At 63.1% G+C, this 26,579-nt stretch carries 27 protein-coding genes; 13 read left to right on the forward strand and 14 right to left on the reverse strand.

What is annotated here, in order from left to right:
- The first annotated feature begins 53 nt into the window (after positions 1-53).
- A complete protein-coding gene (gene choX, locus ACZ0AI_RS17420) occupies positions 54-971 on the forward strand; it encodes a choline ABC transporter substrate-binding protein (RefSeq protein WP_463565963.1) in 918 nt (305 codons plus the stop codon).
- Between the two features lie 7 nt (positions 972-978).
- On the opposite strand, the gene ACZ0AI_RS17425 is transcribed toward choX, so the two are convergent.
- From ACZ0AI_RS17425 to ehuR, 6 genes are all read right to left on the reverse strand, one after another.
- Positions 979-1,458 carry an Lrp/AsnC family transcriptional regulator gene (locus ACZ0AI_RS17425; protein WP_463562952.1) on the reverse strand — a complete coding sequence of 160 codons (480 nt, stop codon included), beginning with the start codon at positions 1,456-1,458 and terminating at the stop codon, positions 979-981.
- 1 nt (position 1,459) lies between these two features.
- Entirely contained in the window at positions 1,460-2,461 is a 1,002-nt protein-coding gene (gene doeB, locus ACZ0AI_RS17430) for a N(2)-acetyl-L-2,4-diaminobutanoate deacetylase DoeB (RefSeq protein ID WP_463562953.1), read from the reverse strand.
- A gap of 149 nt (positions 2,462-2,610) precedes the next feature.
- Positions 2,611-3,801, reverse strand: a complete 1,191-nt coding sequence (gene doeA / locus ACZ0AI_RS17435; protein WP_463562954.1) for an ectoine hydrolase DoeA — start codon at positions 3,799-3,801, stop codon at positions 2,611-2,613.
- A 28-nt stretch (positions 3,802-3,829) separates the two neighbouring features.
- Positions 3,830-4,807, reverse strand: coding sequence for an ectoine utilization protein EutC (gene eutC / locus ACZ0AI_RS17440; RefSeq protein WP_463562955.1), 978 nt, complete (start codon positions 4,805-4,807; stop codon positions 3,830-3,832).
- Positions 4,808-4,816: 9 nt separating this feature from the next.
- On the reverse strand, positions 4,817-5,788 hold the full coding sequence (gene eutB / locus ACZ0AI_RS17445) for a hydroxyectoine utilization dehydratase EutB (protein ID WP_463562956.1): 972 nt from the start codon (positions 5,786-5,788) through the stop codon (positions 4,817-4,819).
- A gap of 199 nt (positions 5,789-5,987) precedes the next feature.
- A complete protein-coding gene (gene ehuR / locus ACZ0AI_RS17450) occupies positions 5,988-7,385 on the reverse strand; it encodes a MocR-like ectoine utilization transcription factor EhuR (RefSeq protein WP_225836729.1) in 1,398 nt (465 codons plus the stop codon).
- A 250-nt stretch (positions 7,386-7,635) separates the two neighbouring features.
- Between ehuR and ehuB the strand changes: the two genes are divergently transcribed.
- The 4 genes from ehuB (at position 7,636) to ehuA (ending at position 10,705) form a co-directional block, all read left to right on the forward strand.
- A complete protein-coding gene (gene ehuB, locus ACZ0AI_RS17455) occupies positions 7,636-8,487 on the forward strand; it encodes an ectoine/hydroxyectoine ABC transporter substrate-binding protein EhuB (protein ID WP_463562957.1) in 852 nt (283 codons plus the stop codon).
- Between the two features lie 78 nt (positions 8,488-8,565).
- A complete protein-coding gene (gene ehuC, locus ACZ0AI_RS17460; protein WP_463562958.1) occupies positions 8,566-9,225 on the forward strand; it encodes an ectoine/hydroxyectoine ABC transporter permease subunit EhuC in 660 nt (219 codons plus the stop codon).
- Positions 9,222-9,884 (forward strand): ectoine/hydroxyectoine ABC transporter permease subunit EhuD, encoded by a 663-nt coding sequence (gene ehuD / locus ACZ0AI_RS17465; RefSeq protein ID WP_092371914.1) that lies wholly within the window; start codon positions 9,222-9,224, stop codon positions 9,882-9,884. The genes ehuC and ehuD overlap by 4 nt, the downstream gene beginning before the upstream one ends.
- 41 nt (positions 9,885-9,925) lie before the next feature.
- Positions 9,926-10,705, forward strand: a complete 780-nt coding sequence (ehuA, locus tag ACZ0AI_RS17470) for an ectoine/hydroxyectoine ABC transporter ATP-binding protein EhuA (RefSeq protein ID WP_463562959.1) — start codon at positions 9,926-9,928, stop codon at positions 10,703-10,705.
- A 210-nt stretch (positions 10,706-10,915) separates the two neighbouring features.
- Here ehuA and ACZ0AI_RS17475 read toward each other — a convergent pair whose 3' ends face one another.
- The 8 genes from ACZ0AI_RS17475 to ACZ0AI_RS17510 form a co-directional block, all read right to left on the reverse strand.
- Positions 10,916-11,533, reverse strand: coding sequence for a hypothetical protein (locus ACZ0AI_RS17475; protein ID WP_463562960.1), 618 nt, complete (start codon positions 11,531-11,533; stop codon positions 10,916-10,918).
- 200 nt (positions 11,534-11,733) lie between these two features.
- Positions 11,734-12,000 (reverse strand): PilZ domain-containing protein, encoded by a 267-nt coding sequence (locus ACZ0AI_RS17480; RefSeq protein WP_463562961.1) that lies wholly within the window; start codon positions 11,998-12,000, stop codon positions 11,734-11,736.
- Positions 12,001-12,099: 99 nt separating this feature from the next.
- Positions 12,100-12,987 carry a lysophospholipid acyltransferase gene (locus ACZ0AI_RS17485; protein WP_463562962.1) on the reverse strand — a complete coding sequence of 296 codons (888 nt, stop codon included), beginning with the start codon at positions 12,985-12,987 and terminating at the stop codon, positions 12,100-12,102.
- Between the two features lie 86 nt (positions 12,988-13,073).
- On the reverse strand, positions 13,074-13,685 hold the full coding sequence (locus ACZ0AI_RS17490) for a pyridoxamine 5'-phosphate oxidase family protein (protein ID WP_463562963.1): 612 nt from the start codon (positions 13,683-13,685) through the stop codon (positions 13,074-13,076).
- Between the two features lie 11 nt (positions 13,686-13,696).
- Positions 13,697-14,245, reverse strand: coding sequence for a DNA-3-methyladenine glycosylase I (locus ACZ0AI_RS17495; RefSeq protein WP_463562964.1), 549 nt, complete (start codon positions 14,243-14,245; stop codon positions 13,697-13,699).
- Positions 14,246-14,507: 262 nt separating this feature from the next.
- Positions 14,508-15,329, reverse strand: a complete 822-nt coding sequence (locus ACZ0AI_RS17500) for a DUF3325 domain-containing protein (RefSeq protein ID WP_463562965.1) — start codon at positions 15,327-15,329, stop codon at positions 14,508-14,510.
- Positions 15,326-15,622 carry a DUF3649 domain-containing protein gene (locus tag ACZ0AI_RS17505; protein ID WP_463562966.1) on the reverse strand — a complete coding sequence of 99 codons (297 nt, stop codon included), beginning with the start codon at positions 15,620-15,622 and terminating at the stop codon, positions 15,326-15,328. Before ACZ0AI_RS17505 ends, ACZ0AI_RS17500 begins: the two co-directional genes overlap by 4 nt.
- Positions 15,619-17,247, reverse strand: coding sequence for a PepSY-associated TM helix domain-containing protein (locus ACZ0AI_RS17510; RefSeq protein WP_463562967.1), 1,629 nt, complete (start codon positions 17,245-17,247; stop codon positions 15,619-15,621). The genes ACZ0AI_RS17505 and ACZ0AI_RS17510 overlap by 4 nt, the downstream gene beginning before the upstream one ends.
- A 357-nt stretch (positions 17,248-17,604) precedes the next feature.
- Here ACZ0AI_RS17510 and glyQ point away from each other — a divergent pair, with 357 nt between their 5' ends.
- The 8 genes from glyQ (at position 17,605) to ACZ0AI_RS17550 (ending at position 26,579) form a co-directional block, all read left to right on the forward strand.
- Positions 17,605-18,552, forward strand: coding sequence for a glycine--tRNA ligase subunit alpha (gene glyQ, locus ACZ0AI_RS17515; RefSeq protein WP_225836748.1), 948 nt, complete (start codon positions 17,605-17,607; stop codon positions 18,550-18,552).
- The gene (gene glyS, locus ACZ0AI_RS17520) at positions 18,549-20,603 is read left to right on the forward strand and encodes a glycine--tRNA ligase subunit beta (protein ID WP_463562968.1); all 2,055 of its coding nucleotides are present in this window, start codon (positions 18,549-18,551) and stop codon (positions 20,601-20,603) included. Before glyQ ends, glyS begins: the two co-directional genes overlap by 4 nt.
- A 75-nt stretch (positions 20,604-20,678) precedes the next feature.
- On the forward strand, positions 20,679-21,209 hold the full coding sequence (gene gmhB, locus ACZ0AI_RS17525; protein WP_463562969.1) for a D-glycero-beta-D-manno-heptose 1,7-bisphosphate 7-phosphatase: 531 nt from the start codon (positions 20,679-20,681) through the stop codon (positions 21,207-21,209).
- Positions 21,210-21,244: 35 nt separating this feature from the next.
- Positions 21,245-22,021, forward strand: coding sequence for a lysophospholipid acyltransferase family protein (locus ACZ0AI_RS17530; RefSeq protein WP_463562970.1), 777 nt, complete (start codon positions 21,245-21,247; stop codon positions 22,019-22,021).
- Positions 22,022-22,393: 372 nt separating this feature from the next.
- Entirely contained in the window at positions 22,394-23,014 is a 621-nt protein-coding gene (locus tag ACZ0AI_RS17535; protein WP_463562971.1) for a CDP-alcohol phosphatidyltransferase family protein, read from the forward strand.
- A 10-nt stretch (positions 23,015-23,024) separates the two neighbouring features.
- Entirely contained in the window at positions 23,025-24,782 is a 1,758-nt protein-coding gene (locus ACZ0AI_RS17540) for a bifunctional alpha/beta hydrolase/class I SAM-dependent methyltransferase (RefSeq protein ID WP_463562972.1), read from the forward strand.
- The gene (locus ACZ0AI_RS17545) at positions 24,782-26,131 is read left to right on the forward strand and encodes a phosphatase PAP2/dual specificity phosphatase family protein (protein ID WP_463562973.1); all 1,350 of its coding nucleotides are present in this window, start codon (positions 24,782-24,784) and stop codon (positions 26,129-26,131) included. Before ACZ0AI_RS17540 ends, ACZ0AI_RS17545 begins: the two co-directional genes overlap by 1 nt.
- Positions 26,121-26,579, forward strand: a complete 459-nt coding sequence (locus tag ACZ0AI_RS17550) for a hypothetical protein (protein WP_463562974.1) — start codon at positions 26,121-26,123, stop codon at positions 26,577-26,579. Before ACZ0AI_RS17545 ends, ACZ0AI_RS17550 begins: the two co-directional genes overlap by 11 nt.

Raw genomic sequence — 26,579 nt, forward strand, 5'->3', positions numbered from 1 at the left:
GACGGCCCTAGGGTTACGGCTCCCCATGCAAAAGGACGATGCCGATGAAGCCTATGAAGACCGTGATCGCTGTCAGCCTGCTGGCCATGAGTGCCAGCTTCCACAGCCTGGCGGAAGACGCCAAGTGCGCCACTGTCAGCCTTGCCGACCCAGGCTGGAGCGACATCGCGGTCACCAACGGCATCGCCAGCCTGCTGCTTGACGGCCTCGGCTACAAACCGCAGACCCGCACCCTCGCAGTGCCGATCATCTTCGCCGGTTTGCAGAAGGGCCAGGTCGATGTATTCCTCGGCAACTGGATGCCGGCCGGCCAACACGACTACGAGCGCTACGTCACCAGCGGCCAGGTCGACAAGGTGGTGGAGAACCTCGGTGGCACCGAATACACCCTGGCCGTACCGACCTACGCCTACGAAGAGGGCGTGCAGGACTTCAAGGATCTGCACAAATTCGCCGCGCGCTTCGGCAAGAAAATCTACGGCATCGGCTCCGGCTCACCGGCCAATGACTATATCCGCCAGATGATCGCCAACAACGAGTTCGATCTCGGCGACTGGGAACTGGTCGAGTCCAGCGAGCAGGCCATGCTGGTGCAGGTCGGGAGGGCCGAGAAGCGTGGCCAGTTCGTGGTGTTCCTCGGCTGGACACCGCACCCGATGAACATCCAGTACGACATGCAATACCTCAAGGGCGGCGAGAAATTCTTCGGCAGCACCGGCTCGGTCAACACCCTGGCGCGCAAGGGCTACGTGGCCGAGTGCCCGAATGTCGGCAAACTGCTGACCAACCTGAAGTTCACCCAGGAGATGGAGAACACCATCATGGATCAGGTGCTGAACGGGAAGGTCGCCAATGCCACGGCCATCAAGACCTGGATCAAGGCCAACCCCGAGGTGCTCGATGGCTGGCTCGACGGCGTGACCACCCGAGACGGCGGCGACGCGCTGCAAGCGGTAAAAACCAAGCTGTAATTGCGCCTCACTCGTCGCCAAGCTCGGAAGGCGCGCCAGCGTTGTCCTGCTTGATGGTCTTGGTGACGATGTAGGTGAAATAGCGCTCGATACCGAGGTCTTCCAGCAATAGCTGATCGACGAAACGCTGATAGTGATCGATGTCGCGGGCACGGATCATGGCGATGTAGTCGACGCCGCCACCCGTGGCGTAGCAGAAGGCGACTTCCGGCGCCTCACCCAGGCGCTGCTCGAAACGCCGCATGTCCTGGGCGGTGTGGCGGGCGAGGGTGATCTCCACCAGCACTTGCTGGGTCTTGAACATCGCGGCCCAGTCGATCTGCGCGCGATAGCCTTTGACCAGCCCGGCCGCCTCCAGCTTGCGCACACGCTCCCAGGCCGGGGTCACCGAAAGGTTGATCGCCTCGGCAAGGGCCGACTTGGTGATCCGCCCGTCCTCGGAAAGGATGCGCAGGATCTTCAGGTCGTAGCGATCGAGCTTGTGCATATCAGCCGACCACGTCAGCGATCACGGCAAGGGTGTCGCCGCCTTTCACCAACCCGGGGAAATGCCGGGCGGCGAGCAGGCCGCTGCGTTTTGCGCGGTACTCGATGGCCAGCGCACCGGTACGTCGGGCGCTGTGGACGCGGGCAATCACCTCGCCCTTTTCCACAGGGTCGCCAAGGTCGCGGCACATTTCCAGCAGGCCATCATCTTCGCTGGCGACGAAGCAGTCGCCGTCGGGCATATCGAGCATCACTGACTCATAGGCCTCGATTTCCCCGGCCAGCAGGCCGAAATGGATCAGCAGGTTGCGCACGCCACGCTCGGCAATGGCCAGGCTCCTGGCCGTACTGCTGCCACCGCCGCCCAGCTCGGTGGTGACGAAAATCTTGCCCTGTTCCTCGGCGGCGGTGTCGTACATGCCCACCGCATCGAGCTCCAGCATGCGCATGCAGTAGGGCGCGGCGAAGGCGCGCATGCCAGCCTCGCAGGCGGCATCCTGGGTCTTGTCGGCCAGCACGTGGCAGGCAGCGAAAGGCAGGAAGTCCAGCGTCCTGCCACCGGAATGGATGTCTAGCACCACATCGGCCATGGGCAGCAGGGTGCGCTGAAAGTAGTCGGCGATCTTCTGCGTCACGGTGCCGTCGGGCTTGCCAGGAAAGCTGCGGTTCAGATTGCCCTTGTCGATTGGCGAGGTGCGGGTACCGGCGTGCACGGCAGGCGTATTCATGAACGGCACAATGATGATCCGCCCGCTGACATCCTCGGCGCGCAGGGTCTGTGCCAGCTTGCTCAGAGACAGCGGGCCTTCGTATTCGTCGCCATGATTGCCGCCAGTGAACAGCGCCGTGGGGCCGCTGCCATTCTTCACCACGGTAAGCGGAATCATCACCGCACCCCAGGCGGAGTCGTCGCGGGAGTAGGGCAGCTTGAGGAAGCCATGCTGCACGCCGTCACGGTCGAAGTCGACGGTGGGGCTGATGGGGTTGTCACGGAGTTGGGTCATGAATGGCATCCAACATCGGGGTAAAAGGTTTGTGGAAAGGCTTCGCGGCGCCCCGCCGAGGAACGCCCCGTAGGAGCCGGCTTGCCGGCGATCTACTTTACGAAAGCATCGCCGGCAAGCCGGCTCCTACCAGATAGAGGTATAGCCAGTCAGTCCTTCACGAACAGCTTGCGCGGCACGTCGCAGAAGGTTTCCACGCCGCGGTCGGTGATCAGGATCGATTCGGTGATCTCCAGCCCCCAGTCGTCCAGCCACAGGCCCGGCATGAAGTGGAAGGTCATCCCTGGCTGCAGCACGCTCTCGTCACTCGGCCGCAGGCTCATGGTGCGCTCGCCCCAGTCCGGTGGATAACTGATACCAATGGGGTAGCCGCAGCGGCTGTCCTTGTGGATGCCGAACTTCTCCAGCACCTTGAAAAACGCGCGGGCGATATCGCCGGTGGTGTTGCCCGGCTTGGCTGCCTCCAGGCCGGCAGCGATGCCTTCGACCACGGCCTTCTCGCCATCGAGAAAATGCTGGGGCGGCTTGCCCAGGTAGACGGTGCGCGACAGCGGGCAGTGATAGCGCTTGTAGCAGCCGGCGATCTCGAAAAAGGTGCCGGCGCCGTTGACCATCGGCGAGTCATCCCAGGTCAGGTGCGGCGCACTGGCATCCGCGCCGGTGGGCAGCAGCGGCACGATGGCCGGGTAATCACCACCGTGGCCGTCGGCACCGAGGATGCCGGTACGGTAGATTTCGGCGACCAGCTCGTTCTTGCGCAGGCCCGGCTCGATCTTCTCGAAGATGGCGGCGTGCATCTTCTCGACGATCTTCGCCGCGATGCGCATGTAGCCGATTTCGGTGGACGACTTGATCGCCCGCTGCCAGTTGACCAGCGCCGTAGCATCGATGAAACGCGCATTGCCAAGGTTGCGCTGCAGCGACCCATAGGCCGCAGCGCTGAAGTAGTAGTTGTCCAGTTCGACACCGATGCTGAGCCTGTCCCAGCCACGGGCGGCGATCACGTCCCTGGACAGATAATCCATTGGGTGCCGCTCGGTGGACTGCACGTAGTGATCGGGGTAACCGATGATGTTCGCCTGCTCCATGAACACCGTGCGCTTGGCGCCATTGGCATCCTGGCCACGGCCAAACCACACCGGCTCGCCATCCAGCGCCAGCAGCACGCACTGGTGTACGTAGAACGACCAGCCGTCATAGCCGGTCAGCCAGGCCATGTTGGATGGATCGGTGACGATCAGCAGCTCGATGCCTTTGGCCTGCATGGCACTGCGCGTCTTGGCGATACGCTGGGCGTACTCTTCCCGGCTGAAGGGAAGGTTGACGATGATTTCGGACATTGCGGTTGCCCTCCAGGGTGGAACGGATTCAGGAATCGAAGGTGAAGCCCTTGCCAGCTGCGGTCGCCCGCTCATAGGCGAGGTTGGCGATGGCAGTGTCCTGGGCGCCGGTGCCGGTGAGGTCGCACAGGGTGATCTGCTCGGCACTCAAGCGGCCGGGCCGTTGCCCAGCGATGACTTGGCCCAGCTCGGCGAATCTCTGTTGTGCGCCAAGCAGCCCGGCTTCGATGGCGTGATGCAACTCGCCGAGGACGCGAGTCTGGGAAAGACGGTCGGCCACGTAAGCGTCGACCTGCGCCAGCACGGCAGGCGCGATCTCGTTCTTGTGCTCGGCATCCGAGCCCATGGCGGTGATGTGCAGGCCAGGGCGCAGGTGTTCGGGCAGGATCAGCGGTTCGCGGCTCGGCGTGGTGGTGATGGCGATATCGGCGCCATCCAGCGCAGCCGCCACACTGTCGACCGCCCGGGCATCGTCCAGCTCGGCGGCCATGGCAGCGGCCTTGCTCCCGTCGCGAGCCCAGATGCGTACTTCGCTTACATCCCGCACCAAGCGCAGCGCCTGCAATTGCAGGCGGGCCTGCTCACCGGCGCCGAGAATGGCAACCACGCGGGCATCCTCGCGGGCCAGCCATTTGGCGGCCACGGCGCCAGCTGCAGCGGTGCGTACCGCAGTGAGGTAGCCGTTATCGAGCAGCAGGGCATCGGCCAGGCCGGTGTGCGCCGAGAACAACATCATCAAACCATTGAGGCTGGGCAGGCCGAGCCTGGGATTGTCGAAGAAACCCGGACTGACCTTGATGGCGAAGCGCGGTACGCCGGGCAGGTAGGCGGTCTTCACGTCCACTTCGCCGTTGTGCTCGGGGATGTCCAACCGCAGGATCGGCGGCATCGCCACCTCGGCCGTGGCCAGCAGGCGAAAGGCGTTTTCCACCACAGCCAGGCTGTCGGCATCGAGGCCGACACAGTTGCGCAGGTCGGTCTGGTTGAGAATCAGGGTCTTGGCCATGGGGCGTCCTCAGGCGTGCGCGCCATTGAGCACGCGCAGGTGCTGGTCGATATCGATGTTGCGACCGCTGACCACCACGACCACCGGCCCACGAGGCTCGATCAGGCCTTCGAGCAGCGCGGCGATGCCCACCGCAGCGGCACCTTCCACCACCTGCCGTTCCTCGCGGTAGGCGTGGCGCATGCCCCGTGCGATGGCCGCCTCGTCGAGCAAATGCAGCTGATCGCACAGCTCGCGGGTCAGGCCAAAGGTGTAGCGGTTATCCAGGCCGATACCGCCACCGAGGGAGTCCGCCAGGGTCGCCACCTCTTCCACCTCCATCGGCTGACCGGCCTGCAGGCTAGCGTGCATCGCTGCGCCCAGGCGCATGCTGATGCCGTGGGTGCGGATGGCTGGACTAGTGGCCTTGATCGCCAGCGCCACGCCGGCGAACAGGCCACCACCGGAGAGCGGTACCAGCACGTCGCAGACGTCCGGGCACTGCTCGAGGATTTCCAGACCGAGGCTGCCCTGACCGGCGATCACATGGGGGTGGTCGAACGGCGGAATGAACGTGGCGCCCTGGTCGCGGGCGATGCGCAGTGCTTCGAGCTGGGCATCATCCTGGCTGCGCCCGCTGATCACCACCTCGGCCCCCAACTCGCGGATGGCGAGAACCTTGTTCGCCGGCACCAGTTCGGACAGGCACACAGTGGCCTTCACGCCAAGCTGAGACGCTGCAAATGCCAACGCTCTGCCATGGTTGCCGGTGGATGCGGTGACCACGCCCAGACGCTGCTGCTCGGCACTCAATTGCGCCACGGCATTGCTGGCCCCGCGCAGCTTGAAACTGCCGGTGGCCTGCTGCGATTCCAGCTTCAGCCACACCGGCACACCGAGCAGGCGAGTCAGCGAGGGCGAGGCTTCCAGCGGCGTCTGCCGAACCAGGCCGGCGATACGCTGGCGTGCCTGGAGCAGGTCGTCGAGGTGGATCGAAGGCATGGCGCGCATTCCCCGCTTGGTGTTTGCGACCGAGTGTACGAGCGGAGAAATGCACCACCGAATGTACTAGGACGATATTTTTTCATACCGCCGCATTCGACTTTTCCACAGGGCTGCCATGCAGCTAACGAGCACGCCAGTAGGCCCTGGCAAGGCGCCGGTTCATCAGAAAACCGGCCCACGCAAGGGCGCTATCGGCCTAGAAATCGTGAATCTTCGGGTACTGCTCGAATACTTCGCGGATGGTTTTAAGGCCCTTTTGCATCTGCGCCTCGCTGCATTCGGCGCCCACGCACAGGCGCACCGCACGGGGCCGTGGCATGCCGGGCGGCACGAAAGGATCGGGCAGCGTCAGCGCCACATGCTTGCGGCGCAGTTCGCGCAGCAGGCTGTCCGGTTCCCAGTGCTCCGGCACCGCAAGCCAGGCATTCAGCGAATAGGCATGGTTGCGCAGCAGGTACTCGCCCAGCTCGGCCTCGACCAGCGACTGTCGATTGGCCAGCAGTTGGCGCTGCATCTGCACCATCTCTTCGGCATGCCCGCCATTGATCCAGCGGGCGGCGATCTCGCCGAGCAGCGGCGTGGCCATCCAGCTGTTGACCCGCAGGATGCTCTCGGTACGCAGCGCCAGGCGCTTGGGCATCGCCAGGTAGCCGATGCGCAACCCGGCCAGCACCGACTTGGTCATGCTGGTGCAGTAGAACGATAATTCGGGCAGGTAATGGCTGATCGGCCGCGCCCGCTGCTGACCGGCTAGCAATGGGCCGTAGACGTCGTCCTCGATCACGTACACGCCATAGCGACGCGCGATCTCGGCGATCTCCCGGCGGCGTGCATCGGGCATCAGGCAACTGGTGGGGTTGTTCAGGTTCGGCGTACACACTAGGGCGGTGATGCGCTCGTTGCCGCACATGTCTTCGAAGTGCTCGGGATCGATGCCGTGCTCATCCATCTCCAGGCCTTTGAGGGTAAAACCAAGCACCTGGGACGAGCCGATCACGCCGTGATCGGACAGCCCTTCGCAAAGCACCACATCGTCCGGCCCGGCCAGCGAGGCCAGGGCCAGGAAGATGCCGTGGGCCGCGCCGTTGGTGAGCAGCAGGTCGTCACGGGTGACATCCAGGCCAAGCCGGGACAACCAGCGCACCCCGGCGTCACGGTGGCTCTCGAAGCCAGCGATGGGGCGGAAGGCGCGAATCCATGGCTGATCCGATTCGGTCGCCAGCTCGCCGCACGTGGCCTGCCACAGGCGATCATGCTCCGCGGTGTGGACGATACGGGCGATGGAAAAATCCAGCAGCGCCTGTTCGCTGTGGTCGAGCATCGAGGTAGCCACTCGCTCGCTGGTGCGCCGCGATACGAAGCTGCCACGGCCCACCTCGCAACGCACCCGGCCCTGGCGTTCGAGTTCCTTGTAAGCGTTGGTTACCGTCTGCACGCTGATGCCCAATGCCTCGGAAACCTGCCGCTGTGGCGGCAAGCGCTGGCCGTCGGTGAGGTTGCCCTGTTCGATATCGGCGGTGATCGCCTGCACCAGCGTCTTGTACTTGGACTCACCCTGGCGTGCGCTGCCCAGTGCCTGCTTCCAGTTGTGCATACTGCTCCCGCGGGTTGGAGGCTGTTAGATACAGCATCCCGCCAGTCAGCCCGGGATTCAATTGTCCTAGTGCAATACCACAGGCAAAAAGCCTTTTGTATGCTCGGGCTCAAGGGTGGAACCGGCGCTCGACGCGCCCAGAAAAATAGCGAATCCACCCGGGCCGCACGCGGCCAGATGCTCTTGAAAACCTGCCTCCTAACATAGCGCTCCGCTCCATCGAGCGGACTACAAGAAACAGGAGAATCACATGATAAGCAGCGTTATTCCTTCCACGGTACGTCGCCTCACCATTGCCTGCGGCGTCTTCGTCGCACTGGGTGCCACGGTCGCACAGGCCGCCGACACCCTGGAGAAGGTCAAGGAAAACAGCAGCGTGCGCATCGGCTACGCCAACGAAACGCCGTTCGCCTACACCGCGCTGGACGGCAGCGTCACCGGCGAGTCACCGGAAATCGTCAAGAAGATCTTCGAGAAGATGGGCGTCAAAACCATCAACCCGGTGCTCACCGAATGGGGTTCGCTGATCCCCGGGCTGCGCGCCAGCCGCTTCGACCTGATCGCCGCCGGCATGTACATCACCCCCGAGCGCTGCAAGCAGGTGCTGTTCACCGACCCGCATTACCAGTTGCCCGACACGCTGCTGACCAAAACCGGCAACCCGAAGAAGCTGCACAGCTATGAAGACATCGCCAAGAGCGGCGCCAAGGTGGCAATCATGGCCGGCACGGTGAACCTCGGTTATGCCCGCGATGCTGGAATCACCGACGGGCAGATCCTTCAGGTACCGGACACCACCGCACAGCTGCAGGCCGTACGCGCCGGGCGCGCCGATGCCGCGGTGGGCACGCAGCTGACCATGAAGAACCTGGCCGAGAAGGGCGGCGACACGGTGGAAGCGATCAACGAGTTCAAGGACGACCCATCCCACACGGGCTACGGTGCCCTGGCTTTCCGCCCGGAAGACAAGGCGTTTCGCGACGCGGTCAACGCCGAGCTGAAGAAGTGGATCGGCACCGACGAGCACCTGGCGACGGTCAAACCGTTCGGCTTCGACAAGTCCAACATCACCGACAAGACCGCTGCCGAGCTCTGCCAGTAGGAGCAGGCTTGCCCGCGAGCGGCTTGCGCGGACGGGCAATGCATTTTCGAGTTTCCTTCGCCACATAGGACTGCACTGATGGGCGATCTCCTCCCGCTGTTGCTACAAGGCGCCTGGGTGACCGTACAGATCACCTTCTGGGGCTCGCTGCTGGCCGTCATCTCGGCGGTAATCGCCGCGCTTGGCCGGCTTTCACCCATCGCCCCACTACGTTGGCTGGCCATCACTTATATCGAAGTGTTCCGTGGTACCTCGCTGCTGGTACAGCTGTTTTGGCTGTACTTCGTGCTGCCGATGCCGCCGTTCAACGTCGAGATGAGCGCCTACGCAGTGGCCATCGTCGGCCTAGGCCTGCATATCGGCGCCTACGGTGCGGAAGTGATGCGTGGCGCCATCCGCTCGGTGGCCAAGGGTCAGTACGAGGCGTGTCAGGCACTGAACATGTCGCCCGCCAAGCGCTTCTACCGAATCATCCTGCCGCAGGCCCTGCTGGCGGCGATTCCTCCGGGCACCAATCTGCTCATCGAGCTGCTGAAAAACACCTCGCTGGTGTCGCTGATCACCCTGTCTGACCTGGCCTTCCGCGCCCGTCAGCTGGATCAGGCGACCTTCATGACCTTGGAAATCTTCGGCCTGGCGCTGCTGATGTACTTCGTCATGGCCCAGGCGATCAACCTGGGCATGCGCCGGCTGGAAAAACGCCTGGCCCGCGGCCGCATGCGCGGGGGCCTGTCATGAATTTCTTCGACTGGCAATTCGCCTGGAGCATCCTGCCGCAGCTGCTGCAGGCCTCGCTCAATACCCTGCTGATCACCTTCGGTGGTTTCGCCATCGCCATCGTGCTGGGTCTGTTCCTGGCCATCGCACGGCGCAGCCGCAAGGTATGGCTATCCTGGCCAGCCACCGGGCTGATCGAGTTCATCCGCAGCACGCCGCTGCTGATCCAGGTGTACTTCCTGTTCTACGTATTCCCCAACTACGGGCTTAACCTCACCGCTTTGCAGGCAGGCATTCTCGGTATCGCCCTGCATTACGCCTGCTACACCGCCGAGGTGTATCGCGCCGGCCTGGACGCCGTGCCGCGGGCGCAGTGGGAAGCAGTCACCGCACTCAATCTGTCGCCGCTGAGCGCCTACCGCAACATCATCCTGCCCCAGGCGCTGCGACCGATCCTGCCGGCCCTGGGCAACTACCTGGTGGCAATGCTCAAGGACACCCCGGTGCTCTCAGCCATTACCGTGGTGGAAATCATGCAGCAGGCCAAGAACATCGGTTCGGAGAGTTTCCGCTACCTGGAGCCGATCACCATGGTCGGCCTGTTCTTTCTGTTGCTCAGCCTCGGCCTCGCCTGGTGCGTGCGCCGCCTCGAAGACCGTATGGAGGAAGCGCCACGATGAACGCCCCGCATCTTTCCCCCAACGCTGCCGGAATTCCCGCCATGTCACAGCCCATCGTACGTTTCACCGACGTGACCAAGCGCTACGGCAACCTGACCGTACTCAATCATCTGAACCTGGAAGTCGCCGCTGGCGAGAAGGTCGCCATCATCGGCCCCAGCGGCTCGGGAAAATCCACGCTGCTGCGGGCCCTGATGACCCTGGAGGACATCGACGAAGGGGTGATCGAAGTCGATGATCAGCCGCTGACTCATATGCCCGGCCGCGACGGCAGGCTGGTTCGTGCCAGCGCCAGCCATCAGCGCAAGGTGCGCGGCAAGATCGGCATGGTGTTCCAGAGCTTCAACCTGTTCCCGCACATGAATGCCATGCAGAACGTCATCGAAGCGCCGGTACAGGTGCTCGGCATGAACAAGCGCGAAGCCAGCGAGCGGGCCCGGGAGCTGCTCGACATGGTCGGCCTGGGCGCCAAGCTCGAGCACTATCCGTCACAGCTTTCCGGCGGCCAACAGCAGCGCGTCGCCATCGCTCGCGCCTTGGCCATGCGGCCCAAGGTGATGCTGTTCGATGAAGTGACCTCGGCCCTCGACCCCGAGCTGTGCGGCGAAGTGCTCAACGTCATCCGCCGTCTGGGCAGCGAGCACAAGCTGACCATGCTGATGGTCACCCACCAGATGGGCTTTGCCCGCGAGTTCGCCGACCGCGTGTGCTTCTTCCACCAGGGCTGCATCCACGAACAGGGCACCCCCGCCGAACTGTTCGGCAACCCGCAGCAGGAACGTACGCAGAGCTTCCTCAGTGCGGTGAACGAGGCGCACTGAGGCCTTCTCAACGGGGCGGGGACGAACCAAGCTGGTGGGCTGAAGCCACCCTACGGGGGCGTACGCTAGGTAGGGTGGGCTTTAGCCCACCAAATTTGCTGGTTAACCGACGGCATTCAACAGCGGAAGCGGAGCGTCCCGGAAGGCATTCCCACGCAGAGCGTGAGGAACGATCAGCGCCAGGCCCAGCCAATCCTTCTCGGCGAGACCTTACTGGCGCGGCACCTCGAACGACAGGGTCGCCACGTGTACCACGCTGTCGTAGCGCTTGCCGTCGACAGTGGCGGCGCCATTGACCTGGGCAGTCACTTCCAGCACGTAGCGGGCGGGGAAGGAGGGGTCGAGGGTTACCACGCCTTCGGCATTGGGCTTGAGGGTGCGCGTCCATTGCTCGGAGGTGTAGACGTTGACCTGAGAAGCCGAGACCACGGTGCCTTTCCAGTGCAGTTTGAAGGCATTGCCGTTGGGCTCGGTTGGCACCAGTTCCAGGTCATTGACCGCCTTGGTCTCACTGCGCCCGGCCTTGGCCTCATAGATCACCAGGTTGTCGACTTCCGGCAGCTTGGCACTGACGCGCAGATCACCCTGGCCGCTGTCGGCGATCGGGTAGGCGTCGCCACTGGCGCGCAGCGCAGTGTTCTTGCCATCGGCCTGGTTGATGCTCGGCTCCAGCAGCTTGCCCAGGCTCAACTGTTCGGTAGGCTGAAAGTCGCTCAGGTAAGCCTTGGCTTGCGGGGCAGGGCCACGCTCGATCCACAGGTATTCGGCCTGAGCGGCGGGCAGGGCAAGCAGTAGGATCAGGGGAGCAGCGCAGCGGAACGGGGTCATGGGAACTCCTTTTCACGGGATTGAACGAGAAGCCCGGCGCCAGCGTCGGGCGAGAAAAATGGTGGTTCATCTACAAAGACGGATAACTCGGGGAAAACCCGCACTCAGCGATGAAAAAACACCACGACTCATTCAACAGGCGTGAAAAGCAGCGTGCCCACGCAGAGGTGGGCACACAGAGAATTTACAGCAGAAAGCGGTCAGTCGCGGATGAAGCGCAGCCCGACGCCATCGGGATCGACGCGCATCACTTCCATCTCCAGGATCGGTGCTTCGAAGGGCATGTCCTGCACCTGGCCGGTTACCCGCGTACCGAGCTCCAGCACCGCCAGATCCTCATGCCGGACGTAAACGCCGCCATCGGAAAGATCGCGAGTCTGGGCGACCAGCTCACCGAAACTCGGATGGCAGATCTTGATGCGGCACTTCATTGGTGTGCGGGGATACTGGCGCTGGTTGGCGGACATGTCCTGAACAGCCTCGTGCAAAAAGATTTGCCCTGTTAATAACTCAATTTTCTGCTTACGCCCAGCCCACCGGCGCCTCGTTGCGAGGCGCCGTGAACCTCAGTACCAGCGCGTCTCACCTTCAGGGCGTTTCTTGAAGCGCTTCATGCTCCACATGTACTGGCTCGGGTAGGCGCGTACGTACTTCTCCACCACGGCACTCATCGCCGCCACGGCCGTGTAGGTGTCTTCGCTGTACATGCCTTCCGGCGCGGCTTCGAGGATCACCTTGTAACCCGAACCATCCTCCAGGCGCAGCGCATGCAGGAACACGCCTACCGCTTTGCCACCGGCGAGCATGCCCGGCACGAACTTGCTGGTCAGCGCCACGGTGCCGCAGAAGGGCACGAACATTCCGGACGACAGGCTCGGCTCAGGGTCTGCGGGGATGCCCACGGCACCGCCCTTGCGCACTTCCTTGATGACGCTGAGGATGCCTTCCTTGGTCGACGGTGCCACGCGATTGCCCAGCTGCACGCGCTGCTCGCGGAGCAGGTCATCCACAGCCTTGAGCTTGGGCGGGCGGTAGAAAATGATCGGTTTGCACTGCGAACAGTAAAAGTGGTTGAGCACTTCCCAGTTGCCCAGGTGGCTGGTGATGCCGACCACGCCCTTGCCAGAGGCGAGAGCGGCTTCGAGCACTTCTAGGCCCTCGACTTCACGCACCCGGGCCAGCGACTTGTGCGCCGGCCAGACCCAGGCGCAGGCGCTTTCGGTCAGCGTGCGGCCAATGTCCATCAGGCTGCGGCCGACCAGCTTGTCGTGCTCGGCGGCAGTCAATTCAGGGAAGCATTTGGCCAGGTTGATGCGCACCACGTCGCGCGAGCCCGATGGCAGCTTCCACATCAGCCAGCCGATCATCGCGCCGAGCGACTGCACCGCACGCCATGGCAACAGGGCGAACAAGCGCAGGGAACCGACTACCAACGCGCCTTTGAGCTTTTCCACAAGCTGCTCCCGTCAAAAAAGGGGCACAGTGTAACCGCCTCGGGCCACCTTGACTGTTACAAGCGCCCGCCCAGGCGACGAGAGCGTCAGTACAGCAGCGTCTTCAAACGCTCCTGCAACCCGCGCTCGTATGCCTGTACGTCGAAGTCCGCCTCCATCACGGCCTTGAGGATCTCCCCCGCCGACGGCAGGCTGGAGCGCTCGACATGCCGCTCGGCATCCCACAGGCCGGAGCGCACCACCGCCTTGGAACACTGGAAGTAGCAGGTATCGACGCTGATATGCAGCACGCTGCGCGGCAGCTTGCCCTGTGCGCGGCACAGTTCCAGCAAGGCAGGATCGACGGAGATGCTGGCGCGGCCGTTGACCCGAAAGCTCTCGCCGACGCCAGGAATCAGGAACAGCAACGCCACATGGGGGTCGTGGATGATATTGCGCAGGCTGTCGATGCGGTTGTTGCCCGGGCGATCCGGCAGCAGCAGGGTGCGCTCGTCGACAACCCGCACGAAGCCCGGCGCATCGCCACGCGGCGAGCAATCCAGCCCATCCGGGCCATGGGTGCCAAGCACCACGAAAGGCGACGCGGCGACCAGCGCCTGATAGGGCTCGCTGAGGTAGGGGATTTCCTTGCGCAGCGAACGCTCGTGGGGCTCGCCGTACAGGGCATGAAGTTGTTCCAGGGTATCGATGCGGCTCATGGCCAATGCTCCTATTGCAGTTGCGCGTAACGATCGCAATCCTGGGTGTGATCCATGACCATGCCGGTGGCCTGCATGTAGGCGTAACAGATGGTCGGACCGACGAAGGTGAAGCCGGCCTTTTTCAGCGCCTTGCTCATGGCCTCGGCTTCGGGCGTCACCGCTGGCACATCTGCGCGCCCGCTGAAATGGTTGACCTTTGGCGTGCCGCCGACGAACGACCAGAGCAGCGCCACCGGATCGTCGAGGCGCAGCCAGGCCTGAGCGTTCTTGCGCGCGGCCTGGAGTTTGAGGCGATTGCGGATGATCCCGGCGTCCTGCATCAGCGTTTCGATGTACGCGTCGCTCATCGCCGCCAGACGCTCGACATCGAATCCGAACAACACCTGGCGATAGCGCTCGCGCTTCTTCAGCACGGTGATCCACGACAATCCGGCCTGGGCACCTTCGAGCAGCAGCATCTCGAACAGGTGCTGTGGGTCGCGGGACGGCACGCCCCACTCTTCGTCGTGATAAGTCTGATACAGCGGGTCGTCGTTACACCAGAAACAGCGGGGCATGGCAGTCGGCTCGGCGATGGGCGAGGGCAGACTATAACCGGGGATCAACCCTGCGGATGAACTCAAATGTTCTCGTAGCCTGGGTAGAGCGCAGCGAAACCCGGCAAGCAGTTGATCATTCCCACGCTCTGCGTGGTAATGCATCGGCAGGACGCTCTGCGTCCGTACATCGTTATCCGAGCTCGCAAATCGTGGCGCGGAGCGCCACAGGATGAATGCCCACGCAGAGCGTGGGAACTATAGGCTCCTACACATCCGTCACTCAGGATTCGCGTTCGAGAAACGCCGCCAGCTCGGGCGATACCTTGTCGATATCCACCGCCGCGTGATGCACGCTGCCGTCCTTGCCTTCCACGGTCAGCCACAGCTGATCGCTGAGTTTGGCCTTGGCGGGAATCTGGATTTCCACCCAGCGATCCCAGCGGTTGCCAAAGAACACCAGGCCCGCAGCACGTAGTGAACGTGGCTTGCGGATTTTCAGATAGGCCGCGCGGATCTGGTCATCGCAGGTTTCGCAGAAGCGTACTTCGAAGGCCTTGAACGGCGTGCCCAGTACCCGGTGAGGCGCCTTGCGTTGCGCCTCGGCCAGGGTGAACGACCAAGGGCCGACCTGGCCCTGCACCGCCTCATCGCTGTGCAGCGGTTTCGGCGAAGCAGTCAGCAACAGGCCGACCACCGCCACGGGCACCAGCAGCAACACGCCGGTTGCCCCGCGGCGCATCCAGTGCAGGCGTTCGACCGGCTGTGCGACGAGACTCTCGACCACCGCAGGCTTCTTCTCACGGCCTGGCGCGGCCTTGCCCGGTGAGGGCTGCCATGGCCACCTTGGCAGGTAGAAAACCAGCACGATACCAGCGACCGACAACCAGCCCAGCCAGGCCGCCGCACCAACGCTCACGCCCCAGTGACTGAGGCTAAGGCCCAATGCCAGAGCCAAAAGCAACCAGCCTGCGGCGCGCAGTACTTGCATCCACAGCGGTGACAGCACGCGGCGCAGCAGATGCTTGCAGTGTTTTTCCATCGCCAGCGCCAGGGCGATGAAGCCACCGAGGCTCGCCAGCAGAATGGAGAGATTCAGGCTCATGCCGCACCTCCCGATTGCAACACCCAGCACAGCAATGCGACCACCGCGGTGGGGATCAGCATGCCCAGCCAGGCACGGGTCACGCTACGCACGCTGAACACCCAGATCACCGCCACCGCATACAGGGTAAAGCTGAGCATCGTGGCGGCCAGCACGGCCTGGCTTTTCGGCAGCGGCCAGACCAGCGACAACAACACGGTCAGCGCGGAGGTCAGGGCATAGCCACCCAGCGCCGCAGCCAGCACTCGCGAGACGACCAACCAGCGATAACGCGCCATCGAACCTTCTTTCATGCCAGCGCCTCCTTGCCCGACAACGCAGCCGCCGCATCGGCCTTCAGCCAGCGGCGACGAATCTTCATGGCGCCGTAGGCGAACAGCGCCGCCAGGCCGAACATGCTCAGATCGAACCCCGCCAGCACCCAGTCACCCTCGACGAGGGTCACGCCCAGATGGCGGTCGGTAGTCAGGGCGTTGATCACAGGGATCAGCCCGTAGGCCGCCACCGCCATCCAGGCCATCTCCAGCCAGGCCTTTTTCAGCGGTCGCAGCGAGGCATAGAGGAACAGCCAGCCCCAGGTCAGGAACAGACAGTGCATCTCCCAGTCCGCGCGATCACCCATGCCCACCGGCAACAGCCGGTTGGCCCAGAAGTAGGCGGCCACCGCCACCGGCAGCCCCACCAGGGTGCCGGCGTTGAGCACTTCCACGAGGCGCAGGCCGTAAGCGTCGAACAGCGCCGCAGCGTCGTTGCGCTTGAGGTGCTGATTGCGCCGCTTGACCGTCCACAGCACCAGCCCGGTACCGATCATCCCGCAGCCGAGCAGGCCGGCGATCAGGTACAGCCAGCGCAACCACCAGTCGGCGAACAACCCCTCATGCAGGCCGATCAGCATGCGGTGGGTCTTGCCGGCGCCGTGGGTCTTGTCCGGATAGACCGTCGGCTGGCCATCGGCAGCAGCAAAGCTCAGCATCACCGGGTCATAGATGTTCACCGAGTCGCCGATGATCCGCTGCACGTCGACACGCACTGGCTCGCCCTTCACCTGGCTGATGGTCAGGCTCGACACGCCGCGATCGGACCATTGCGTTTCAGCGCGCTGCACCAGTTCCTCGAGCGAGACCTGTGGCCGGCTGGCGGGCAGATGCTCGCGCTTGTCGCGGGCAAAGAGGTCATCGAACAACGCGCGCTGCTGCAGGTTGCCGGTGCCATACACTGCGGCGGCACCGGCCGGCATGTAGTTGAAGGCGAAGAAAATCAGGCCGCTGTAGGTGATCATCAGGAAGAACGGCAGCGCCATCACGCTGATTACGTTGTGGGCATCAAGCCAGGAGCGCTGCCCCTTGCCAGGGCGGAAGGTGAAAAAGTCTTTGAAGATCTTCTTGTGGGTGATGATCCCGGTGAGAATCGCCAGCAGCATCAGCATGGTGCACACGCCGACGATGGTGATGCCCACGTTATAGGGCATGTAATGCAGTATGTAGTGCATCTCGTACAGGGCGTCGCCACCACCGGTGGCGCGCGGCTCGACTTCCTGGCGCGGCAGGCCGGTCTCGGCGTTCAGCTCTTCACGACCGCGCCGACCGAAATCATGACCACGCTCGGGCAGGTCTTCCCAGGCAATCGCCAGGCCCTGCTCGCCACGCGGGCGCAGCGAAGTATGCGGCAGGGTGATGGTCCAGCTCTTGGCGTTGCTGGCGACCTGCTCCAGGCGCTTGAGGCCGCGCTCGAGCATTTCGCTGCGTTCCACGCCCTCGACGCGGACCTGCAGCGGCCGCTCGGGCTGCATCCAGCGGGTGATCTCATCGTCCACGTAACCGGCAGTGCCGGTCACGAACACGAAAAACAGCACCCAGCCAACCACCAGCCCCGTCCAGGTATGCAGCCAGGCCATGGACTGGCGAAATCCCTCTTTCATCGATACTACCCTGCTTATTGTCATGAACACGGCCAGACCGCCTGCGAGGCAGGCCTGCCACCGTGGTGCTGTCCGTAGATAAAATGATGCAGCCCTGCAAAACGACACGAGCATCTGCGATGCCCGTAGGCAAAATCGCCACATCTCTAAGTAAGACGGACGAGCGCAGAAAAACCGGCATTTTAACGCGACTGATTATTATTGGCAGGGTATTTCGTGCGGCTAGCTGCACTCGCCAGCAGAGTGCCATCGCCGGGGTGGTGCGTTGGTCTGTAGAGACGGCGCAGCATGCGGGCTGCGCCTTGCTTCGGGTATACTCCCCGGCTTTCTGTCGCAGCCCTAACAGGTGAATTTTTCGTGAGCCAGACAACGCCTGCCGTGCGCACCTTCCAGGACTTGATCCTCGCCCTGCAACAATACTGGGCCGAGCAAGGCTGTGTGGTATTGCAACCCTACGATATGGAAGTGGGCGCCGGTACCTTCCACACTGCCACCTTCCTGCGTGCCATCGGCCCGGAAACCTGGAACGCCGCTTATGTGCAGCCTTCGCGTCGCCCGACCGACGGCCGTTACGGTGAGAACCCCAATCGCCTGCAGCACTACTACCAGTTCCAGGTAGTGCTCAAGCCGAATCCGGAGAACTTCCAGGAGCTGTACCTGGGTTCGCTGAAGGCCATCGGCATCGATCCGCTGGTGCACGATATCCGTTTCGTCGAAGACAACTGGGAATCGCCAACCCTCGGCGCCTGGGGTCTGGGCTGGGAAATCTGGCTCAACGGCATGGAAGTCACCCAGTTCACCTACTTCCAGCAAGTCGGTGGTATTGAGTGCTACCCGGTTACCGGTGAAATCACCTATGGCCTCGAGCGCCTGGCCATGTACATCCAGGGCGTCGATTCGGTGTACGACTTGGTGTGGGCAGACGGCCAGTTCGGCAAGGTCACCTACGGCGACGTGTTCCACCAGAACGAGGTGGAGCAGTCGACCTACAACTTCGAGCACGCCAACGTCGAGAAGCTGTTCGAGTTGTTCGATTTCTATGAGAGCGAAGCCAATCGCCTGATCGAGCTCGAACTGCCGCTGCCAACCTACGAGATGGTGCTCAAGGCCTCGCACACCTTCAACCTGCTCGACGCCCGCCGCGCCATTTCGGTGACCGCACGTCAGCAGTACATCCTGCGCGTGCGCACCCTGGCCCGTGCTGTGGCACAGAGTTATCTGCAGGCGCGGCGCAAACTCGGCTTCCCGCTTGCCGCCCCCGATCTGCGTGATGAAGTATTGGCCAAGCTGGAGGCAGCAGAATGAGTGCACTCGATTTTCTCGTTGAACTGGGCACTGAAGAACTGCCACCCAAAGCCCTGAAAACCCTCGGCCAAGCCTTCCAGGCGGGCGTCGAAAAGGGCCTCAAGGCCGCCGGCCTGAATTACAGCGGCGTGCGTTACTACGCTGCGCCGCGCCGCCTTGCCGTGCTGGTCGAGCAGCTCGCCACCCAGCAGCCGGATCGTACCGTCAACCTCGATGGCCCACCCTTGCAGGCCGCCTTCGACGCCGACGGTAACCCGACCCAGGCCGCCCTGGGCTTCGCCAAGAAGTGTGGCGTGGAACTGGCCGAGATCGACCAGAGCGGGCCGAAGCTGAAGTTCAGCCAGCACATTGCCGGGCAGAACGCCGCGAGCCTGCTGCCGGGCATCGTGGAAACCTCGCTGAACGAACTGCCGATTCCCAAGCGCATGCGCTGGGGCGCCCGCAAAACCGAATTCGTCCGTCCGACCCAGTGGCTGATCATGCTGTTCGGTGATCAGGTGATCGATTGCGAAATCCTCGCCCAAAAGGCCGGCCGCGTATCGCGCGGGCACCGCTTCCATGCCAACCATGAAGTGCGCATTTCCGCACCTGCAATGTACGCCCAGGAGCTGCGCGCCGCCTACGTGATCGCCGACGCCACCGAGCGCCGCACGCTGATCGCCAAGCGCATCGAACAACTGGCTGCCGAGCAACAGGGCACCGCCATAGTGCCGCCCGCCCTGCTCGAGGAAGTCAGTGCCCTGGTCGAATGGCCGGTGCCGCTCGTGTGCTCCTTCGAGGAGCGCTTCCTGGCAGTGCCGCAGGAAGCCCTGATCACCACCATGCAGGACAACCAGAAGTACTTCTGCCTGCTGGACGCCAACGGCAAGCTGCTGCCGCGCTTCATCACCGTGGCCAACGTCGAGAGCAAAGACCCGGCGCAGATCGTTTCCGGTAACGAGAAGGTGGTGCGTCCACGTCTGACCGACGCCGAGTTCTTCTTCAAGCAGGACAAGAAGCAGAAGCTGGAAAGCTTCAACGGGCGCCTCGCCAATGTGGTCTTTCAGGCCCAGCTCGGCACCGTCTACGACAAAGCCCAGCGCATCTCGGCCCTCGCCGGCTTCATCGCCGAACGGATTGGCGGTGACGCCAAGCGTAGCGCCCGCGCCGGTCTGTTGAGCAAGTGCGACCTGGCCAGTGAAATGGTCGGTGAGTTCCCGGAAATGCAAGGCATCGCCGGTTACTACTACGCCCTGAACGACGGTGAGCCAGAAGACGTTGCCCAAGCGCTGAACGAGCAATACATGCCGCGCGGTGCCGGTGCTGAACTGCCGAGCACGCTGACCGGTGCTGCCGTAGCGCTGGCCGACAAGCTGGACACCCTGGTCGGTATCTTCGGTATCGGCATGCTGCCCACCGGCAGCAAAGACCCTTACGCGCTGCGTCGTGCGGCACTGGGCGTGCTGCGCATTCTCATCGAGAAAGACCTGGATCTGGATCTCGGTGCCACCGTCGACTTCGCCGTACGTCAGTACGGCGGCAAGATCAAGGCACCAGGCCTGGCACCACAGGTACTCGACTTCATCTTCGACCGCCTGCGTGCGCGTTACGAAGACGAAGGCGTGGACGTCTCCGTGTACCAGGCCGTGCGCGCGGTCAACCCGCTGTCGCCGCTGGACTTCGATCAACGCGTGCAGGCCGTGCAGGCCTTCCGTCAGCTGCCGGAAGCCGAGGCCCTGGCCGCCGCCAACAAGCGTGTGTCCAACCTGTTGGGCAAAGCCGATGGTTTGGTCGCATCGAGCATCGAAGCGCATTACTTCGATACGCCTGCCGAGTTCGCTCTCAACGCCGCCATCCAGCAGGCCGACAACGCCGTGCAACCGCTGGCACAGGCGCGTCAATACAGCGAAGCGCTGGCCCAGCTGGCCTCGCTGCGCAAACCGGTAGACGCCTTCTTCGAAGCGGTGCTGGTGAATGCCGAAGACCCCAAAGTACGTGCCAACCGCTACGCGCTACTGGCACGTCTGCGCGGGTTGTTCCTGGGCGTCGCCGATATCTCCGTGCTCGGCTAAAGCAGTCACAAGCTGCACGCCACAAGCTGCAAGTAGCAGCTTTGGCCTGCAGCTTGAGGCTTGGAGCTTGCAGCTATGAAGCTGATCATTCTCGACCGCGACGGCGTCATCAATCATGACTCCGACGCCTATATCAAAAGCCTCGACGAATGGATCCCGATCGCGGGCTCCATCGAGGCCATCGCCCGTCTGAGCAAGGCGGGCTGGACGGTGGCAGTGGCCACCAACCAATCCGGTATCGCCCGCGGTTACTACCCGCTGGCGGTGCTCGATTCCATGCACACGCGGCTGCGCGAGCTGGTGGCAGAGCAGGGCGGTGAAGTCGGCCTGATCGTGCAATGCCCGCACGGGCCGGATGACGGCTGCGATTGCCGCAAACCGAAACCCGGCATGCTGCTGCAGATCGCCGAGTACTATGGCGTACCGCTGCAGGGCGTTTGGTTCGTCGGCGACAGCGGCAGTGACCTGCAAACCGCGCACGCCGTCGACTGTCAGCCCGTTTTGGTGAAAACCGGCAAGGGTGCTCGTACCCTGGCCAAGCCACTGCCAGCCGATACGCTGGTATTCGATGATCTGGCGGCGGTCGCCGCACAGCTTCTCACTTGATAGCGCAGGCCCGGCCTGCCACGGTAATTGCTCACATGTCGACAGTGCAGTTCTTCAGAATTTTCCTCTTCTATCTGTTGCTGTCCTCCAGCTCGTGCATCTGGTGCATCATCAGCATGTTCGTCGCCCCCTTCCTGCCGTTCCGCGCGCGTTATCGCTTCGTGGTGCAGAACTGGTGCCGCTGCGCCGTCTGGCTGGCCAAGGTGGTTGCCGGCATCAAGTACGAGATCAAGGGCAAGGAAAACATCCCTGATCAGCCCTGCGTGATCCTCGCCAAGCACCAGAGCACCTGGGAGACTTTTTTCCTGTGTGCCTACTTCGAGCCGCTGAGCCAGGTGGTCAAGCGCGAGCTGCTGTACGTACCCTTCTTTGGCTGGGCGATGGCCATGCTCAAACCAATCGCCATCGACCGCAGCAACCCCAAGGCCGCACTCAAGCAGCTCGCCAGCCAGGGCCGCGCGCGCCTGGAGCAGGGCGCCTGGGTGTTGGTATTCCCGGAAGGCACACGCATTCCGGACGGCCAGATCGGAAAGTTTTCTCGCGGCGGCACCGCGCTGGCGGTAAACAGCAAGCTGCCGGTGTTGCCCGTTGCCCACAACGCTGCGAAGTTCTGGCCGAAGGAAGGCTGGGGCAAGAAAGCCGGAACCATTCAGGTGGTATTCGGCCCACTGCTGTATGCCGAAGGCGAAGGCCCGCGCGCGATTGCCAACCTCAACGACCGTGCTTTCGCGTGGGTCAGCCAGGCGCAATTCGAGATCGGTGCGCTCGACCCGCAAAGCGCCACGGCGGAGCCGCCCAACGATCTCGCCTGAACACAGCCGATCTGTGGATAACCTGTTGAAGGATTTATTTTAAAATTTAAATAGCCGCCTCAAGGTACTGATAAAACTGGATTTTTATCGGTACCTAAAATGTCGATAAATTGGGCATAAGTTTTCATGCGGCAACATGACAACGATCACGCTGGCGTATCGCTTAGTTGGTGCTCAACCGGCTAAGCTGGCGTCAATCCAAGAACCTGTTCAAGGTCTCGCGAGCTAGAGCCATGCAAGGCAAAAACAGGCGAGGAAGCGGAGTTTACGACTGTAAATGAGCATTCCGAGCCTGTTTTTAACGCAGCAGGGCCGACGCGCAGCGGGGCTTTGGGCAGGTTCTAAGAAACATGGCGAAACGGAGTTCCAAACATGCTTTCGATTTATCAGCTCAAACCTCGCTTCCAAAACCTCCTGCGCCCACTGGTGCAGCGCCTCTTCGACCGTGGCGTGACCGCCAATCAGGTCACGCTGAGCGCTGCCATCGTGTCGGTGCTGATAGGCCTGCTGCTCGCATTTCTTCCCGGCCAGCTCTGGCTGTTCGCGCTGATCCCGCTGTGGATGCTGATGCGTATGGCGCTCAACGCGGTGGACGGCATGCTCGCCCGAGAGTTCGGCCAGCAGTCCACGCTCGGTGCGTACCTCAACGAACTCTGCGACGTGATCGCCGATGCCGCGCTGTTCCTGCCCTTCGCGCTGTTGCCCGGCGTTTCTCCGGTGCTGGTGGTGCTGTTGGTCATCGCTGCGCTGATCAGCGAGTACGCCGGCGTCATGGGGCCCATGGTAGGTGCTTCGCGCCGCTACGACGGCCCGATGGGCAAAAGCGATCGCGCCTTCTGCTTCGGCGTACTCGGTGCCGGTGTCGCCACCGCGCTGCTGCCACTGAGCTGGATAAATCCGATTCTGGCGGTCATCACCGCACTGCTGCTGTACACGCTATACAACCGCGTACGCCAGGGTTTGGCGCAAGCGGCTTCCCCCACTGCGGAATAAGGATGCTCCAATGACAGAAGCTCGCTCGAATACCTTCACGACCCACGACGGCGTCAGTCTGTTCTACCGCCATTGGCCAACGGTGGATGCACAGCCTGACGCGCCCCGTCGCGCTATCGTCATGTTCCATCGCGGCCATGAGCATGGCGGGCGCATGGCACATCTGGTCGAGGAGCTGGGCCTGCAGGGCTTCGACTTTTTCGCCTGGGACGCGCGCGGTCACGGTGAATCGCCGGGCGCCCGCGGCGATAGCCCAAGCTTCGCCACCAGCGTGCGCGACGTGCAGACCTTCATCGATCACATTGCCAGCACTCACGGCATCGATACTGCAGATATGGTGGTACTGGCGCAGAGCGTTGGCGCGGTAATCATCTCCACCTGGGCCCACGATTACGCGCCGAAGATCCGCGCGCTGGTGCTCGCCTCGCCAGCTTTCAAGGTCAAGCTGTACGTACCGTTCGCACGGCCCGGGTTGAAGCTGATGCGCGCCTGGCGCGGCAATTTCTTCGTCAATAGCTACGTCAAAGCCAAGTTCCTCAGCCACGACCCGCAACGCATCGCCTCGTTCGACAACGACCCGCTGATCACCCGCGCCATTTCGGTGAACATGCTGCTGGGCCTGTACGACGCCGCCGAGCGCGTGGTCGCCGATGCCCAGGCCATCCAGATTCCTACCCAGTTGCTGATCTCCGGCAGCGATTTCGTGGTGCACCGCAAACCTCAGGAGCAATTCTTTCAACGCCTGGGCAGCCTGGACAAGGAAATGCACATCCTGCCCGGGTTCTTCCATGACACCCTGGGCGAGCGTGACCGCGCTCACGCGCTGACCCGCATTCGCCGCTTCGTCCTGAAAGCCTTCGAGCAGCCGCTGCAACGTCCTTCACTGCTGGATGCCGACCGCCTGGGCTGGAGCTGCGCCGAGGCCGAAGAACTGGCTGCACCGCTGCCAAAGAACTCACCGCGTGATCTCTACTGGCGCGCCACGCGGGCCAGCATGCGCCTTGGCAGCAGTGTTTCTGCGGGCGTGAAGCTGGGTTTCGAGACTGGCTTCGACTCGGGCAGCACGCTGGATTACGTGTACCGCAATACACCCACAGGCAGCTCGCCGATTGGCCGGCTGATCGACCGCAACTACCTGAACTCCATCGGCTGGCGGGGCATTCGTCAGCGCAAGGTGCACGCCGAGGAGCTGCTGCGCCTGGCCATGGGCAAACTGCGCGAGAGCGGTAGCGAGGTGCGTATCGTCGATATCGCCGCCGGGCATGGCCGCTACATTCTCGAATCACTGGAGCAGGGCAGCGACAAGCCGGACTCGATCCTGCTGCGCGACTATAGCGACATCAACGTGCGCGACGGTGCGGCGCTGATCGAGCAGAAAGGCTTGGGCAGCATCGCTCGCTTTGTCAAAGGCGATGCCTTCGACAAGGCCGACCTGGCTGCGCTGGATCCGAAGCCGACGCTGGCAGTGGTCTCCGGCCTCTATGAGTTGTTCGGCAGCAACCAGATGGTCGGCGACTCGCTGGCGGGTCTGGCGGCAGCCGTGGAAGAGGGCGGCTACCTGATCTATACCGGTCAGCCGTGGCACCCGCAGCTGGAGCTGATCGCCCGCGCGCTGACCAGCCATCGTGGCGGCGAGGCGTGGGTGATGCGTCGGCGCAGCCAGGCGGAAATGGATCAGTTGGTCGAAGCGGCAGGCTTTCGCAAGCTGACTCAACGTGTCGACGAGTGGGGTATCTTCAGCGTGTCCCTGGCGCAGCGGGTGTCTTGATGACGCCCGCCGCGGTCATCCGCGAAAGCGGGTTATGGAAGCGCGGCGTCCTCTGGCTGTTACTGCTCGCGCCACTGTTCTTCGGCACCTATGGCTTCGCCAACTGGTTCACCGGGCAGCGCGATGACGTCGGCAGCCTGGTATTCGGCTGGGAACGGCAGATTCCCCTGTGGCCATGGACGATCATTCCTTACTGGTCGATCGACCTGCTCTACGGCCTGGCCTTCCTGCTTCCGGCTACCCGCGCCGCGGTGGATCGCCTCGGCCTGCGGCTGCTCACCGCGCAGGTGATCTGCATCAGCTGCTTTCTGCTCTGGCCGCTGCGTTTCACCTTCGACCGGCCGGCGCTGGATGGGCTGTTCGGGATGATGTTCGACGTGCTGATGGGCTTCGACAAACCTTTCAACCAGGCGCCATCGCTGCATATCACCTTGCTGGTGGTGCTGTGGGCCTGCTTTGCCCATTACGCTACCGGCCTGTGGCGCGTGGTTATACACATCTGGTTCTTTCTGATCGGTCTGTCGGTACTGACCACCTGGCAACACCACTTCATCGACGTACCGACCGGCATGCTGGCCGGATTCCTGTGCCTATGGCTGTGGCCCAGCGAAGGGCGTAGCCCACTGTTCTCCTGGAGCCTGGCTCGCGACCCGAAGCGCTGGCGGCTGGCCCTGCGCTACGGCTTCGGCGCGGCCTTGTGCAGCGCGCTGGCGATTCAATTCGGCGGCTTCGCCCTATGGCTGCTGTGGCCGGCCTTGTCGCTGCTGATGGTCGCGCTGAATTACGCACTGTTCGGTGCCAAGTGTTTTCAGAAACGCGCCGACGGCCGCCTCAGCGCTGCCAGCACCTGGCTGTTGGCGCCCTATCTGCTCGGCGCCTGGATCAACTCGCGGGCCTGGACGCGCAAACATCCACAGCCCGATGAAGTAGCGGACGGCGTCTGGCTCGGTCGTATTCCCGGCAAGGCAGAAGGGCAGGCTTTCGCAGCCATCGCCGACCTGTGTGCCGAGCTGCCGTGCCGGGTCGAAGGCAAGGTCTACCGCGAACTGGCGAGCCTCGATCTGATCGCGCCGAGCAGCGAGCACTGCCTGCAGGCTGCCGTGGCCATCGAAGACCTGCGGCGCCACGGGCCGGTTCTGGTGTGCTGCGCGCTGGGCTATTCGCGCAGTGCTACCGCCATTGCCGCTTGGCTGCTGCACAGCGGCCGGTGCAGGAGCGTCGCAGAGGCCGTTTCGCTGCTGCGCCAGGCTCGCCCACAGGTTGTGCTCGGCAACGCGCATTTACAGGCCCTGGAAGGTGTTTTAAGCCAGTCGATAGCCACCGTCGGAGGCCCGTTATATGTCCAGTGAAATGCAGCTGCAGCTGGTCGCTGGTCTGCTGCGCCGTGGTAAGTCCCTTGATCGCTTGTCGGGCGTACTGACGGTACTCGCATTGGTCGTCGGCCTGGGGCCGTTACTGGGCTTTATGGCGCTCAGTACCGGCGCGGCGGTATGCATCGGCATGCTGGTCTGCGGCCTGCTGCAGAAGTATTACGCGCTACGCGTCGCCCTGGATGCCGAGCTGTTCGCCACCCTGGCGGCGGCGCCTGACCAGCTCGACAGGCGCACGACAGAACTCGATCAGGCACTGCTGAGCCTTGGCCACAAAGCCAGCGGCAGTGCTCGCTCCTGGGAACAGCGCAGCGGGGGAGCATTGCGCCTGCTGCGTCTGCAGGCTCTCTGGCTGGGCCTGCAACTGCTTATCGCCCTGGCTGCCATCGTGCTGATGCCATGGCTCTCACACGTTCGATTCGGATAA

The organism is Pseudomonas sp. AC355 (assembly GCF_979258205.1).

Coding starts and splice junctions, on each gene's coding strand:
- ACZ0AI_RS17540 (WP_463562972.1), top strand. CDS start 23,025: ATGACAGAAGCTCGCTCGAATACCTTCACGACCCACGACGGCGTCAGT.
- ACZ0AI_RS17490 (WP_463562963.1), bottom strand. CDS start 13,685: ATGAGCCGCATCGATACCCTGGAACAACTTCATGCCCTGTACGGCGAG.
- ehuC (WP_463562958.1), top strand. CDS start 8,566: ATGGGCGATCTCCTCCCGCTGTTGCTACAAGGCGCCTGGGTGACCGTA.
- ehuD (WP_092371914.1), top strand. CDS start 9,222: ATGAATTTCTTCGACTGGCAATTCGCCTGGAGCATCCTGCCGCAGCTG.
- ACZ0AI_RS17550 (WP_463562974.1), top strand. CDS start 26,121: ATGTCCAGTGAAATGCAGCTGCAGCTGGTCGCTGGTCTGCTGCGCCGT.
- ACZ0AI_RS17505 (WP_463562966.1), bottom strand. CDS start 15,622: ATGAAAGAAGGTTCGATGGCGCGTTATCGCTGGTTGGTCGTCTCGCGA.
- ACZ0AI_RS17545 (WP_463562973.1), top strand. CDS start 24,782: ATGACGCCCGCCGCGGTCATCCGCGAAAGCGGGTTATGGAAGCGCGGC.
- ACZ0AI_RS17495 (WP_463562964.1), bottom strand. CDS start 14,245: ATGCCCCGCTGTTTCTGGTGTAACGACGACCCGCTGTATCAGACTTAT.
- gmhB (WP_463562969.1), top strand. CDS start 20,679: ATGAAGCTGATCATTCTCGACCGCGACGGCGTCATCAATCATGACTCC.
- ACZ0AI_RS17425 (WP_463562952.1), bottom strand. CDS start 1,458: ATGCACAAGCTCGATCGCTACGACCTGAAGATCCTGCGCATCCTTTCC.
- choX (WP_463565963.1), top strand. CDS start 54: ATGAAGACCGTGATCGCTGTCAGCCTGCTGGCCATGAGTGCCAGCTTC.
- doeA (WP_463562954.1), bottom strand. CDS start 3,801: ATGTCCGAAATCATCGTCAACCTTCCCTTCAGCCGGGAAGAGTACGCC.
- eutC (WP_463562955.1), bottom strand. CDS start 4,807: ATGGCCAAGACCCTGATTCTCAACCAGACCGACCTGCGCAACTGTGTC.
- ehuB (WP_463562957.1), top strand. CDS start 7,636: ATGATAAGCAGCGTTATTCCTTCCACGGTACGTCGCCTCACCATTGCC.
- ACZ0AI_RS17530 (WP_463562970.1), top strand. CDS start 21,245: ATGTCGACAGTGCAGTTCTTCAGAATTTTCCTCTTCTATCTGTTGCTG.
- doeB (WP_463562953.1), bottom strand. CDS start 2,461: ATGACCCAACTCCGTGACAACCCCATCAGCCCCACCGTCGACTTCGAC.
- ehuR (WP_225836729.1), bottom strand. CDS start 7,385: ATGCACAACTGGAAGCAGGCACTGGGCAGCGCACGCCAGGGTGAGTCC.
- ACZ0AI_RS17535 (WP_463562971.1), top strand. CDS start 22,394: ATGCTTTCGATTTATCAGCTCAAACCTCGCTTCCAAAACCTCCTGCGC.
- glyS (WP_463562968.1), top strand. CDS start 18,549: ATGAGTGCACTCGATTTTCTCGTTGAACTGGGCACTGAAGAACTGCCA.
- eutB (WP_463562956.1), bottom strand. CDS start 5,788: ATGCCTTCGATCCACCTCGACGACCTGCTCCAGGCACGCCAGCGTATC.
- ACZ0AI_RS17510 (WP_463562967.1), bottom strand. CDS start 17,247: ATGAAAGAGGGATTTCGCCAGTCCATGGCCTGGCTGCATACCTGGACG.
- ACZ0AI_RS17475 (WP_463562960.1), bottom strand. CDS start 11,533: ATGACCCCGTTCCGCTGCGCTGCTCCCCTGATCCTACTGCTTGCCCTG.
- ACZ0AI_RS17500 (WP_463562965.1), bottom strand. CDS start 15,329: ATGAGCCTGAATCTCTCCATTCTGCTGGCGAGCCTCGGTGGCTTCATC.
- ehuA (WP_463562959.1), top strand. CDS start 9,926: ATGTCACAGCCCATCGTACGTTTCACCGACGTGACCAAGCGCTACGGC.
- ACZ0AI_RS17480 (WP_463562961.1), bottom strand. CDS start 12,000: ATGTCCGCCAACCAGCGCCAGTATCCCCGCACACCAATGAAGTGCCGC.